This window comes from Streptomyces viridiviolaceus (assembly GCF_014650995.1).
GTDB lineage: Bacteria > Actinomycetota > Actinomycetes > Streptomycetales > Streptomycetaceae > Streptomyces > Streptomyces viridiviolaceus.
Map to the genome: position 1 here is coordinate 359,744 of NZ_BMWA01000002.1, position 11,517 is coordinate 371,260.

13 protein-coding genes are annotated in these 11,517 nt (G+C 70.7%); 1 reads left to right on the plus strand and 12 read right to left on the minus strand.

The annotated features are described in order from the left end of the window. The first annotated feature begins 355 nt into the window (after nucleotides 1-355). Nucleotides 356-904, plus strand: a complete 549-nt coding sequence (locus IE260_RS03640; RefSeq protein ID WP_189868974.1) for a DUF1697 domain-containing protein — start codon at nucleotides 356-358, stop codon at nucleotides 902-904. 15 nt (nucleotides 905-919) lie between these two features. On the opposite strand, the gene IE260_RS03645 is transcribed toward IE260_RS03640, so the two are convergent. From IE260_RS03645 to IE260_RS03700, 12 genes are all read right to left on the minus strand, one after another. Beyond that, the gene (locus IE260_RS03645; RefSeq protein ID WP_189868975.1) at nucleotides 920-1,657 is read right to left on the minus strand and encodes a sirohydrochlorin chelatase; all 738 of its coding nucleotides are present in this window, start codon (nucleotides 1,655-1,657) and stop codon (nucleotides 920-922) included. Nucleotides 1,658-1,665: 8 nt separating this feature from the next. Beyond that, entirely contained in the window at nucleotides 1,666-2,562 is an 897-nt protein-coding gene (locus IE260_RS03650; RefSeq protein ID WP_189868976.1) for an ABC transporter permease, read from the minus strand. After that, nucleotides 2,549-3,337, minus strand: coding sequence for an ABC transporter ATP-binding protein (locus IE260_RS03655; RefSeq protein WP_189868977.1), 789 nt, complete (start codon nucleotides 3,335-3,337; stop codon nucleotides 2,549-2,551). Before IE260_RS03655 ends, IE260_RS03650 begins: the two co-directional genes overlap by 14 nt. Nucleotides 3,338-3,372: 35 nt before the next feature. Further along, nucleotides 3,373-4,476: an aliphatic sulfonate ABC transporter substrate-binding protein gene (locus tag IE260_RS03660; protein ID WP_189868978.1), complete on the minus strand. Its 1,104-nt coding sequence runs from the start codon at nucleotides 4,474-4,476 to the stop codon at nucleotides 3,373-3,375. 231 nt (nucleotides 4,477-4,707) lie between these two features. Next, nucleotides 4,708-6,063, minus strand: a complete 1,356-nt coding sequence (locus IE260_RS03670) for a sulfate adenylyltransferase subunit 1 (RefSeq protein ID WP_189868979.1) — start codon at nucleotides 6,061-6,063, stop codon at nucleotides 4,708-4,710. Between the two features lie 2 nt (nucleotides 6,064-6,065). After that, the gene (gene cysD, locus IE260_RS03675) at nucleotides 6,066-7,013 is read right to left on the minus strand and encodes a sulfate adenylyltransferase subunit CysD (RefSeq protein ID WP_189868980.1); all 948 of its coding nucleotides are present in this window, start codon (nucleotides 7,011-7,013) and stop codon (nucleotides 6,066-6,068) included. Next, entirely contained in the window at nucleotides 7,010-7,579 is a 570-nt protein-coding gene (gene cysC, locus IE260_RS03680; RefSeq protein ID WP_189868981.1) for an adenylyl-sulfate kinase, read from the minus strand. Before cysC ends, cysD begins: the two co-directional genes overlap by 4 nt. Before the next feature lie 2 nt (nucleotides 7,580-7,581). Beyond that, entirely contained in the window at nucleotides 7,582-8,292 is a 711-nt protein-coding gene (locus IE260_RS03685; RefSeq protein WP_189868982.1) for a phosphoadenylyl-sulfate reductase, read from the minus strand. After that, nucleotides 8,289-8,468, minus strand: a complete 180-nt coding sequence (locus IE260_RS03690; RefSeq protein ID WP_189868983.1) for a hypothetical protein — start codon at nucleotides 8,466-8,468, stop codon at nucleotides 8,289-8,291. The genes IE260_RS03685 and IE260_RS03690 overlap by 4 nt, the downstream gene beginning before the upstream one ends. Continuing rightward, a complete protein-coding gene (locus IE260_RS03695; protein ID WP_189868984.1) occupies nucleotides 8,465-10,162 on the minus strand; it encodes a nitrite/sulfite reductase in 1,698 nt (565 codons plus the stop codon). Before IE260_RS03695 ends, IE260_RS03690 begins: the two co-directional genes overlap by 4 nt. Nucleotides 10,163-10,289: 127 nt before the next feature. After that, a complete protein-coding gene (locus tag IE260_RS42985; protein ID WP_343234115.1) occupies nucleotides 10,290-10,373 on the minus strand; it encodes a putative leader peptide in 84 nt (27 codons plus the stop codon). A gap of 127 nt (nucleotides 10,374-10,500) precedes the next feature. Continuing rightward, nucleotides 10,501-11,073, minus strand: coding sequence for a GNAT family N-acetyltransferase (locus tag IE260_RS03700; RefSeq protein WP_189868985.1), 573 nt, complete (start codon nucleotides 11,071-11,073; stop codon nucleotides 10,501-10,503). Between the last annotated feature and the right edge of the window lie 444 nt (nucleotides 11,074-11,517).

Below are 11,517 nucleotides of genomic sequence, written 5' to 3' on the forward strand. Positions count from 1 at the left end.
CCACCTTCCGACTCGAAGGTATGGGCCGGATAAAGCCATCTCGTCGTGCTGTCCGGTGAAGTGCCGGGCGCCCCGGCTCATCCCCTCGTATCGCGGTTCTCACCGCTGGGGAGGACGGCGGTCCCTTACATCTATCCGGCCACCTCGGGGACGGCGATCAGGGACCACCGCGCCGCGCCCCGGTGGTCCGGCCGTGTACTCCGGGATTCCGCAATGTTGTTGAATAAGTCACAGCCGCGTGTAGTGGTTGATCCGCGCGTCGCCCATCGGCGAGAGTTGCGCGCACGTCCGCCGCAGCGGACGCGGCCGTCGTGCCCACCCCCACGGGGCACGACGGCCGTTTTATGGTGTGCGCATGACGACGAGGTACGCGGCACTGCTGCGCGGGATCAACGTGGGCGGCAGCAGGAAGATCCCGATGGCCCAACTGCGCACGGTGATGCAGGGGCTCGGTCACGAGGCCGTGGCCACCTACCTGCAGAGCGGGCAGGCCGTGTTCTCCTCCGGCCACGGGGACGAGGAGTCGCTGGCAGCCGAATTGCGGGACGCGATCGAGGACCACTTCGGGTTCGGGGTGGACGTCATCGTGCGCGACCACGCCTACCTCGAGGCGATCGCCGACGCCTGCCCGTTCCCGGCAGCCGACCTGGAGGCCAGACAGCTCCATGTCACCTACTTCTCCACGCCGGTGGACGCGGAGCGCTTCGCGGAGATCGACCGGGCCGCCTTCCTCCCCGAGGACTTCCGCCTCGGCGACCGCGCCCTGTACCTGTACGCGCCGAACGGCCTCGGCCGTTCCAAGCTCGCCGACGCACTCTCCCGGCCCCGGGTCAACAAGGGCCTGATCGCCACCACCCGCAACTGGAACACCGTCGTCAAACTCGTGGAGCTGACCGCTGCCTGAGCCCGACGCGTGCGCTCAGGCCCCGACCGCCACCGGCAGCGGAACCCGCGCCGCGTCGTACCGCTCCAGCAGCACCCGCGCCACCTCCGGCGCAGGGCCGAGGACGCCGGCCAGGACGTCCGCCCCGGCCGCGCCCCGGGCGATGCGGTCGGGCAGGAAACCGGGGGCCAGGACGTACGGCGCGACGGCGACGCGCTCGCAGCCCAGCTCCCGCAGCTGAGCCACCGCCTGTTCGGTGCGCGGAAGGGATGCGGAGGCGAACGCAGGCCGCACGGCGCACCAACCGGTGTGCCGCCACTCCCGCGCGATGTCAGCGATCACTGCGATCGCCTCCGGGTCGGTGGACCCCGCCGAGGCCAGCACGACCCCGGTCGAGGACTTGTCGGCGGGCGTCAGCCCCGCCTCGTACAGGCGCCTGTCCAGCGCCGACAGCAGCAGCGGCGAGGGGCCGAGCACCTCCGCCTGCCGGATGCGCAGCCGCGGCGGGGCGTCCGCGAGGACCGCGGGGATGTCCGCCTTGGCGTGGAACGCGCGCGTCAGCAGGAGCGGGAGCGCCACGACGTCCCGCACGCCCTGCGCGGCCAGGGACTCCAGTACCCCCTGCACGGAGGGGACGTTGAAGTCCAGGAAGCCGGTCTCCACCCGTACGTCCGGGCGCAGCGACCTGACCCGTCGTACCAGGGCGTGCACGGTCGCGGCGTGCCGCGGGTCGCGGCTGCCGTGGGCGATGACCAGGAGTACCGGCGCGGACATGTCGTGCCTCAGCTCCTCACCAGCAGGCCGCGACTGCGCAGCACCCACCGCTCCAGCGGGCTGAAGATCAGCAGGTCGATGGCGATGCCGACGACCAGGATGAGCAGGATGGCCTCGAACACCATGGCCATGTCGCTGGCGTTGCGGCCGTTCTCCAGCAACTGGCCGAGGCCGACCCCGAGGTCGGGGAACGAGGCGATGATCTCGGCGGCCATCAGTGACCGCCAGGAGAACGCCCAGCCCTGCTTCAGCCCCGCCACGTATCCGGGCAGCGCGGCCGGCAGCACGATGTGCCAGGTGCCCTTCAGGCCCGTGGCACCCAGGGTGCGGCCCGCCCGCAGGAAGAGCGGGGACACCTGGTCGACGCCGGAGACCAGGCCGTTGGCGATGGACGGGACCGCGCCGAGCAGGATGACGGCGTACATCATCGAGTTGTTCAGGCCCAGCCAGATCACGGCCGGCGGCACCCAGGCCACCGACGGCAGCGACTGCAGCCCGGACAGGATCGGCCCGATAGCCGCCCGCACGAACTTCACCCGCGCCACCAGCAGCCCCAGCGGGGTGCCGATCACCAGCGCGAAGCAGAAGCCCAGCAGACCGCGGGAGACGCTGGTCCAGATGTAGCCGAGCAGCTCGCCCTGGAGCCAGGCGTCCTGGACCACGTGCCACACGTCCGAGGGGGCGGGCAGCTTGGTCGGATCGTCGACGATCTCGAACGAGACCAGGCCCTGCCACACCACCAGCACCAGCAGGACGGCGAGGACCGGCGGAAGGATCTTCTCGACGAAGGTCTGCCGGAAGGGCTTGCGGCCCTGCTGCACCGTCTCCAGTGCGTCCAGGCCCGCTTCCAGTCCGGCGAGATCGCCGCCGTCCTTCGCCGTGGTGGTCGTGTCAGTGCTGGCCATGGCGGCGGATCTCCCCACGCAGTTCTTCGGTGATCTCGACGGACAGCTCCGCCACTGCGGTGTCCTCGATGCGGCGCGGGTGCGCGATGTCCACCGTCCACTCGCGCGCCACGCGCCCGGGACGGGAGGACAGCAGCACCACGCGCTGGGCGAGCCGGACGGCCTCGCGCACGTTGTGCGTGACGAACAGGACGGACAGCTTCGTCTCGCGCCAGATCCGGGTCAGTTCGTCGTGCAGCACGTCCCGCGTGATCGCGTCCAGCGCCGCGAACGGCTCGTCCATCAGCAGCAGCCGGCTCTCCTGGGCGAGCGCGCGGGCCATGGCGACCCGCTGGCGCATACCGCCCGACAGCTCGTGCACCCGCTTGCCGTACGCGCCCTTCAGCCGGACGAGTTCGAGCAGCTCCTCCGCCTTGTCGCGCCGCTCGGACTTGGCCACGCCCCGCAGCTTCAGGGCGAGCTCGATGTTCTTGCCCGCGGTCAGCCACGGGAAGAGGGCGTGCTCCTGGAACATCAGCGCCGGACGCCCGTCCGTGGTGATCGTCCCGGCGCTGGGCCGGTCCAGGCCCGCGACCAGGTTCAGCAGCGTGGACTTGCCGCAGCCGGAGGCCCCCAGGAGGGTGACGAACTCGCCGGGCGCGACATCGAGGGTGATGTCGTCCAGCACGAGCTGCTGTCCGGCCGGGCCCGCGAACGACTTCGAGACGTGCTCGATCCGGGCGGCGTGCGTGGCCGCCTCGGTGCCGTCGGCGGCCTTGGCGAGGGTCGTGGCCATGGTCGTCACCTCCTGGGGATGGTCGGGTTGCGGGCTTACTTCGCGCCGAGGCCGGCGTCGTCGACCTCGGGCTCGCCCGCGGCCTTCAGGACCTTGTTGAGCAGCGTGAGGTCGTAGATGCCGTTCAGGTTCGGCTCCTGAAGCAGACCCGCCTTCACGGCGTGTTCCGCCTGGGCGTCGAGGGTGGCGGCCAGCGGGTCGTCGGTGAGCTGGATCGACTTCCAGGCCGGGTCCAGGACGTCGGCCGGCAGCGCCTTGCCGGAGTCGCTCTCCAGCTGCTTGTTGGCGGCCGCCTTGGCCTCGTCCGGGTTGGCCTTGATCCACTTGTTGGTCTCGACCGACGCCTTCAGTACCGCCTCGACGGCCTTCGGGTGCTCCTTGAGGAACTTCTGCGACACGATGATGTTGGTGATCACGAACTTCTTGTCCGGCCACAGGTCGGCCTCGTCGAGCAGCACCTTGCCGCCCTCGGCGACCAGCTTGGACGCGGTCGGTTCCGGCACCCAGGCGCCGTCGATGGACCCGGCCTTGTAGGCGTCCGGGGTGACCTTGTTGTCGCTGCGGACGACCGTGACGTCGCCCTTGCCGCTCTGCGCGTCGACCTTCCAGCCCTGCTCGGCGACCCAGTTGAGGAACGCCACGTCCTGGGTGTTGCCGTGCTGCGGGGTCGCGATCCGCTTGCCCTTGACGTCCTTCAGCGACTTGATCTTGTCCGGGTTGACCACCAGCTTCACCCCGCCGGACGCCGAACCGCCGATGATGCGCAGGTTCTTGCCGCCCGACTTGGTGTAGCCGTTGATCGCGGGGGAGGGGCCGATCCAGCCGATGTCGATGGAGCCGGCGTTCAGCGCCTCGATCTCGGACGGACCGGCGTTGAAGACCGCGTACTTGGCCTCGGTGGCGCCCAGCTCCTTCTGGAAGAAGCCCTTCTGGTTGCCGACCAGCGCGGTGGCGTGGGTGATGTTGCCGAAGTAGCCGATCCGGACGGAGTCGAGACCGTCGATCTTCTCGGCGCCCGCGGCGACCTGGGAGGTGTCGTCGTCCTTCGCCTCGGAGCCGTACCCGCAGGCGGCGAGGGTGAGGAGGGGCAGGGCGGCCATGACGGCCAAGGTGCGGCGCAGGGCTGTGGTGGCAGGCACGGGAGGTTTTCCTCTCGTTGGCCCGGCGGTCACGTCCTCCGGAAGGATCGGGACGTGGCCGGGAGGTCGGCAGGTCTTCGGCTGTGCGGGTGGGGGGTGTGGGCGCGCATGCGGTGCGCGTACGTCACCGCGCACATCGCGCCACTCCGCCCTGCCCGCTGCCGAGAGCACCGCTGCCGACGCGGCCGCCCTCCTTGGCGAACGTGGAGTAGAAGTCGGGAGAGTTCATGCTCAGAAGTCCCAGCCGTCTTCGTCGGCCTCGTCCTTGACCGGCTCGGGGGCGGCGAAGGACTCGCCGACCATGCCGGCGGTGAGCGTGGTGCCGTCGCTGGGGTCGATCAGGATGAACGAGCCCGTGCGTCGCGAGTCGGCGTAGGAGTCGACGGGCAGCGGTTCGGCGGTACGGATCTTCACCCGGCCGATGTCGTTGGCGACGAGCCGGCCCGGGTGCGGGTGCAGGGAGAGGTCGTCGAGCGTGAGCCGGGCCGGGATGTCCTTGACGATGGCCTTGACCGTGCGGGTGCCGTGCTTGAGCAGTACCCGGTGGCCGACTGTCAGCGCCTGGTCGGCGACGTGGCACACGGTGGCCTCGACGTCCTGGGTGGTGGCCGGCGCATCCTTCGCCGGGACGATCAGGTCGCCGCGGGAGACGTCGATGTCGTCCTCGAGCAGCAGCGTGACCGACTGCGGGGTCCAGGCGACGTCGACCGGCTCACCCAGCAGGTCGATGCCGGAGACCCGCGTGGTGCGGCCCGACGGCAGGACGGTCACCTCGTCGCCGACGCGGAAGGAGCCGGCGGCGATCTGGCCCGCGTAGCCCCGGTAGTCGGGGTGCTCGGCGGTCTGCGGCCGGATCACGTACTGCACGGGCAGCCGGGCGTGGCAGTGCGCCAGGTCGTGGCTGACCGGGACGGTCTCCAGGTGCTCCAGGACCGTCGGGCCGCCGTACCAGTCCATGTGGGCGGAGGCTTCCACGACGTTGTCGCCGACGAGCGCCGAGATCGGGATCGCGGTGACCTCCGGGATGCCCAGCTCGGTCGCGTACGCCGTGAACTCCTCGGCGATGGCGGCGAACACGGACTCCTTGTAGGCGACCAGGTCCATCTTGTTGACGGCGAGGACGACGTGCGGGACCCGCAGGAGAGCGGCGATCGCGGCATGCCGGCGGGTCTGCTCGACGACGCCGTTGCGGGCGTCGACCAGGATCACCGTCAGCTCGGCCGTCGAGGCGCCCGTGACCATGTTGCGCGTGTACTGCACGTGGCCGGGGGTGTCGGCGAGGATGAACCGGCGCCGGGGCGTGGCGAAGTAGCGGTAGGCCACGTCGATGGTGATGCCCTGCTCGCGCTCGGCCCGCAGACCGTCGGTGAGCAGCGCGAGGTCCGGAGCCTCCTGACCGCGGCTGGCCGAGGCGCGCTCCACGGCCTCCAGCTGGTCGGCGAGGACCGACTTGGAGTCGTGCAGCAGACGGCCGACGAGAGTGGACTTGCCGTCGTCGACGGACCCGGCGGTGGCGAACCGCAGCAGGGTGGTCGCCGACAGCTGCTCGACCGACAGCGGCTCGGTGGGTTCGGTGGTGCTGGTCATGACTAGAAGTACCCCTCGCGCTTGCGGTCTTCCATCGCGGCCTCGGAGAGCTTGTCGTCGGCACGCGTCGCGCCGCGCTCGGTGAGCCGGGAGGCGGCGATCTCGGCGATCACCTTCTCGATGGTGTCGGCGTCGGAGTCGACGGCGCCGGTGCAGGACATGTCGCCGACGGTGCGGTAGCGGACCTGCCGCTTCTCCACGGTCTCGCCGTCCTTCGGCCCGCCCCACTCACCGGCGGTCAGCCACATGCCGCTGCGGGCGAAGACCTCGCGCTCGTGGGCGTAGTAGATCTCGGGCAGCTCGATGTCCTCGCGGGCGATGTACTGCCACACGTCCAGCTCGGTCCAGTTGGACAGCGGGAAGACGCGGACGTGCTCGCCGGGGGCGTGCCGGCCGTTGTACAGGTTCCACAGCTCGGGGCGCTGGCGGCGCGGGTCCCACTGGGAGAACTCGTCGCGCAGCGAGAACACCCGTTCCTTGGCGCGGGCCTTCTCCTCGTCCCGGCGCCCGCCGCCGAACACGGCGTCGAACTTCTCGCTCTGGATCTTCTCCGTCAGGGGAAGCGTCTGGAGCGGGTTGCGGGTGCCGTCCGGACGCTCCTTCAGCACACCCCGGTCGATGTAGTCCTGCACGGAGGCGACGTGGAGGCGCAGGCCGTGCTTCTCGACGGTGCGGTCGCGGTAGTCGAGGACCTCGGGGAAGTTGTGCCCGGTGTCGACGTGCAGCAGGGCGAAGGGGACGGGCGCCGGGGCGAACGCCTTCAGCGCCAGGTGCAGCATGACGATGGAGTCCTTGCCGCCGGAGAACAGGATCACCGGCCGCTCGAACTCGCCCGCCACCTCGCGGAAGATGTGCACCGCCTCGGACTCGAGGGCGTCGAGGTGGGAGAGGGCGTACGGGCTGTCCGTGCCCTCTTCGCCCCCCTTGACCGTGGCCACGGTCGTCGTCATGCCAGTCCCCTTTCGCTGAGCAGGGCGTACACCGCCGCGGCGGACTCCTGGACGGTCTGGTCCTGCGACTCGATGCGCAGGTCGGGCGAGACGGGCTCCTCGTACGGGTCGTCGACCCCGGTGAGGCCGGTCAGCTCACCCGCGGCCTGCTTGGCGTACAGGCCCTTCACGTCGCGCACGGAGCACACCTCGACCGGAGTGGCCACGTGCACCTCCACGTACGGCGTGCCGTTCGCCTCGTGGCGCTTGCGCACCGCGTCCCGGCTGTCCGTGTACGGGGCGATCACCGGGACCAGCGCCGTGACGCCGTTGCGGGCGAGCAGCTCGGCGACGAAGCCGATCCGCTGCACGTTGGTGTGCCGGTCCTCGCGGCTGAAGCCGAGGCCCGCGGAGATGAACTCGCGGATCTCGTCGCCGTCGAGGACCTCGACGCGGTGGCCCTCCTCGCGCAGCTGGCCGGCCAGCTCGTACGCGATGGTGGTCTTGCCGGCGCTCGGCAGACCCGTGAGCCAGACGGTGGCTCCGGTCGTCACGTGGTTCTCCTGTATCTCGGTGGTCGTCGTCATGGTCAGCCGTGCAGTCCGCACTCGGTCTTCGAGCGGCCCGCCCAGCGGCCGGCGCGCGCGTCCTCGCCCTCCAGCACACGGCGGGTGCAGGGCGCGCAGCCGACGGAGGCATAGCCGTCCATCAGCAGCGGGTTGGTGAGGACACCGTGCTCGGCGACGTACGTTTGCACATCTTCCTGTGACCACCGCGCGATGGGGGAGATCTTCACCTTCTGCCGCTTCTCGTCCCAGCCGACCACGGGGGTGTTCGCCCGGGTCTCGGACTCGTCGCGGCGCAGGCCGGTCGCCCAGGCCAGGTAGCCCTTCAGGCCCTCCTCCAGCGGCTTCACCTTGCGCAGCGCGCAGCACAGGTCGGGGTCGCGGTCGTGCAGCTTCGGGCCGTACTCGGCGTCCTGCTCGGCGACGGTCTGCCGCGGCGTGAGGGTGATGACGTTCACGTCCATCACGGCCTCGACCGCGTCCCGGGTGCCGATGGTCTCCGGGAAGTGGTAGCCGGTGTCGAGGAACACCACGTCCACGCCGGGCAGGGCACGGGAGGCGAGGTGGGCGACCACGGCGTCCTCCATCGAGGAGGTCACGCAGAAGCGGTTGCCGAACGTCTCGGCGGCCCACTGGAGGATCTCCAGCGCGGAGGCGTCCTCCAGCTCGCGGCCCGCCCGCTCGGCGAGCGCCTTGAGATCCTCGGTCGTGCGCTCTTCCTGAATCGCCGTCATATCGGTTCCCCTCCGGTGGAGTCGGGCTGAAGCCCCCGGGCGAGGAGCCCGAGGAACTTCAACTGGAATGCGCGGTTGCACGCCGCGCATTCCCAGGCGCCGTGACCCTGCTCGCCGGGACGCAGGTCCTCGTCGCCGCAGTAGGGGCAGTAGAACGGGGCGGCGCGCTCGCTCACGACAGGGCCTCCTCGGAAGCTCGGGAAGCCCAGGTGGCGAACCGCTCGCCTTCCTCGCGCTCGGCCTGGAAGCGCTTCAGGACGCGCTCGACGTAGTCCGGCAGCTCGTCGGCCGTCACCTTCAGACCGCGCACCTTGCGTCCGAAGCCGGGCTCCAGGCCGAGCGCGCCGCCCAGGTGCACCTGGTAGCCCTCGACCTGCTCACCGGCGTCGTTCATGACCAGCTGGCCCTTGAGACCGATGTCCGCCACCTGGATACGGGCGCAGGCGTTCGGGCAGCCGTTGAGGTTGATGGTGATCGGCTCGTCGAACTCCGGCATGCGGCGCTCCAGTTCGTCGATCAGCGAGGCGCCCCGCGCCTTGGTCTCGACGATGGCCAGCTTGCAGAACTCGATGCCGGTGCAGGCCATGGTGCCGCGCCGGAAGGGGGAGGGCTTGGCGGTGAGGTCCAGCGCCTCCAGGGACTCCACCAGGGAGTCGACCTGCCCCTCCTCGATGTCGAGGACGATCATCTTCTGCTCGACCGTGGTGCGGACGCGGCCCGAGCCGTGGGCCTCCGCCAGGTCGGCGATCTTCGTGAGGGTGGTGCCGTCGACGCGGCCGACGCGCGGGGCGAAGCCCACGTAGTAGCGGCCGTCCTTCTGCCGGTGCACGCCGATGTGGTCGCGCCAGCGGCTGGTGGGCTCGGCGGGCGCCGGGCCGTCGGTCAGCTTCCGCTTCAGGTACTCGTCCTCCAGCACCTGGCGGAACTTCTCCGCGCCCCAGTCGGCGACGAGGAACTTCAGCCGGGCGCGGTTGCGCAGCCGGCGGTAGCCGTAGTCACGGAAGATCGACAGGACGCCCTCGTAGACGTCGGGGACCTCGTCCAGCGGCACCCAGGCGCCGAGGCGCACGCCCAGCTTGGGGTTGGTGGACAGGCCGCCGCCGACCCACAGGTCGAAGCCCGGCCCGTGCTCGGGGTGGCGCACGCCGACGAACGCCACGTCGTTGATCTCGTGGACCACGTCGAGCACCGGCGAGCCGGAGATCGCGGTCTTGAACTTCCGGGGGAGGTTCGAGTACGCCTTGTTGTTGAGGACCCGGCGCTTCATCTCCTCCAGGGCGGGCGTGCCGTCGATGATCTCGTCCTCGGCGATGCCCGCGACCGGGGAGCCGATCATCACGCGGGGCGTGTCGCCGCAGGCGGTGACCGTGGACAGGCCGACGGCCTCCAGCCGGTTCCAGATCTCGGGCACGTCCTCGATCCGGATCCAGTGGTACTGGACGTTCTGCCGGTCGGTGATGTCGGCCGTGCCGCGCGCGAACTCCTGCGAGATCTCGCCGATGACGCGCAGCTGCGCGGTGGTCAGCGCGCCGCCGTCGATCCGGACGCGGAGCATGAAGTAGCGGTCGTCGAGCTCCTCCGGCTCCAGGATCGCGGTCTTCCCGCCGTCGATGCCCTGCTTGCGCTGGGTGTACAGGCCCCACCAGCGCATCCGGCCGCGCAGATCGTTGGGGTCGATCGAGTCGAAGCCCCGCTTGGAGTAGATCGTCTCAATGCGTGTCCGCACATTGAGACCGTCGTCGTCCTTCTTGAACTGTTCGTTGCCGTTGAGCGGGGTGTGATGACCCACGGCCCACTGACCCTCGCCACGGTGACGGCTCACCTTGCGGCGGGGAGTCGTGGCGGCAGGCTTCGGCGGGGTGGCGGCCATGGTTGACACGTCCTTCGGGACAGGCGGAAAGCGGCTCTTACCTGCGCGTACGGGCGCATGGACAGGCGTGCGCGTCATTGCGCGGGAGGAGGCGAATGCGGGGGAATCCGGTGCTGCTGGAGTGCTCTCAGCGCATCGGACAGATGGCGCTGGACATGCGGCCGAGGTCGACGTGCCGCCGACTCACCAAGGCAATTCCAGTTCCAGACATGACGGAAGCGTGGCACGGCGATCTGGACACAGTCCAGCTTCGTCCAAGATGCGGACACCCCTGTCTCGCGCTGCAAGACAGGGGTGTTGTGGGTCACACGGCCCGGACGTCGCCGTGTCGACGCAGGTCAGGCGGGGAACGCCCCCGGCCAGGGGCCCGGAGTGGCCACCTCCGGCTCCTCCTCGACCTTGGTGTCGAACAGCCGGAAGCCGCGGCGCTGGTAATTGGCCATCGCGTGCTCGCCGTCCTTGCTGCACGTGTGCAGCCAGACCCGCTTGGTCGTGGCCAGTCCCGGCCAGCGGTCCGCCAGGTCCCAGGCGCGGGCGGTGCCGTACGACAGCAGGTGTCCGCCGATGCGGCGGCCCCGGAAGGCCGGAATCAGCCCGAAGTACTCGATCTCCACGACTCCGTCGTCGCCGGGTGTCAGCTCCACGTATCCGGCGGGCGTGCCGTGGTCGTAGGCGACCCAGGTCTCCACGCCCGGCCGCGCCAGGTGCTCCTGCCACTGCGCGTAGGTCCAGCCCAGCCGGTCGGTCCAGCGGATGTCACCGCCGACCGAGGCGTACAGGAACCGGCTGAACTCGGGCGAGGGCACCTCGGAGCGGACGATCCTGACGTCCCCCTCGGGCTCGGCGGCCGGGAGCAGGTCGGTGGGCGCGGTCTGCTCCAGGGACCAGGTGGTCACGGCGATGTTGGTCATGCGGGTCAGGGAATCATCCGATCTGCGGATCTGTCGATTCCCGCCCGCGACGGCCCGCTCGGTGGCAACGACCTCGGGTCCCCGCTCCCCGGGCCGGGCCGACGGCGCCCCACGAGCCGTGTGCCGCGCGGTCCGTGGGGCGGTGGTGACACCGGTCGGCCGGTGCCGGGTGGGTGCGGGGCGGTTTCGCCGGGGGGCCAGGTCCGGTCGTCGTGCGGGCCGCCGGTCCCGTGGCCCGGACGGGCCGAGAGGGTGTGGCGTGGCCGTGTGCCGCGCGGTCCGTGGGGTGGTGGTGACGTCGGTCGGCCGGTGCCGGGTGGGTGCGGGTGCCGGGGTGGTGTTGGGCGGTCGCCGGGGGGCCCGGGGCCGGTCGTCGTGCGGGCCGCCGGTCCCGTGGCCCGGACGGGCCGAGAGGGTGTGGCGTGGCCGTGTGCCGCGCGGTCC

What these genes read in the sequence shown, in the direction of transcription:
- IE260_RS42985 (WP_343234115.1), bottom strand. Translation starts at nt 10,373, where the DNA reads ATGTCTGGAACTGGAATTGCCTTGGTGAGTCGGCGGCACGTCGACCTC.
- IE260_RS03650 (WP_189868976.1), bottom strand. Translation starts at nt 2,562, where the DNA reads ATGGCCAGCACTGACACGACCACCACGGCGAAGGACGGCGGCGATCTC.
- IE260_RS03640 (WP_189868974.1), top strand. Translation starts at nt 356, where the DNA reads ATGACGACGAGGTACGCGGCACTGCTGCGCGGGATCAACGTGGGCGGC.
- cysD (WP_189868980.1), bottom strand. Translation starts at nt 7,013, where the DNA reads ATGACGACGACCGTGGCCACGGTCAAGGGGGGCGAAGAGGGCACGGAC.
- IE260_RS03655 (WP_189868977.1), bottom strand. Translation starts at nt 3,337, where the DNA reads ATGGCCACGACCCTCGCCAAGGCCGCCGACGGCACCGAGGCGGCCACG.
- IE260_RS03700 (WP_189868985.1), bottom strand. Translation starts at nt 11,073, where the DNA reads ATGACCAACATCGCCGTGACCACCTGGTCCCTGGAGCAGACCGCGCCC.
- cysC (WP_189868981.1), bottom strand. Translation starts at nt 7,579, where the DNA reads ATGACGACGACCACCGAGATACAGGAGAACCACGTGACGACCGGAGCC.
- IE260_RS03695 (WP_189868984.1), bottom strand. Translation starts at nt 10,162, where the DNA reads ATGGCCGCCACCCCGCCGAAGCCTGCCGCCACGACTCCCCGCCGCAAG.
- IE260_RS03670 (WP_189868979.1), bottom strand. Translation starts at nt 6,063, where the DNA reads ATGACCAGCACCACCGAACCCACCGAGCCGCTGTCGGTCGAGCAGCTG.
- IE260_RS03685 (WP_189868982.1), bottom strand. Translation starts at nt 8,292, where the DNA reads ATGACGGCGATTCAGGAAGAGCGCACGACCGAGGATCTCAAGGCGCTC.
- IE260_RS03645 (WP_189868975.1), bottom strand. Translation starts at nt 1,657, where the DNA reads ATGTCCGCGCCGGTACTCCTGGTCATCGCCCACGGCAGCCGCGACCCG.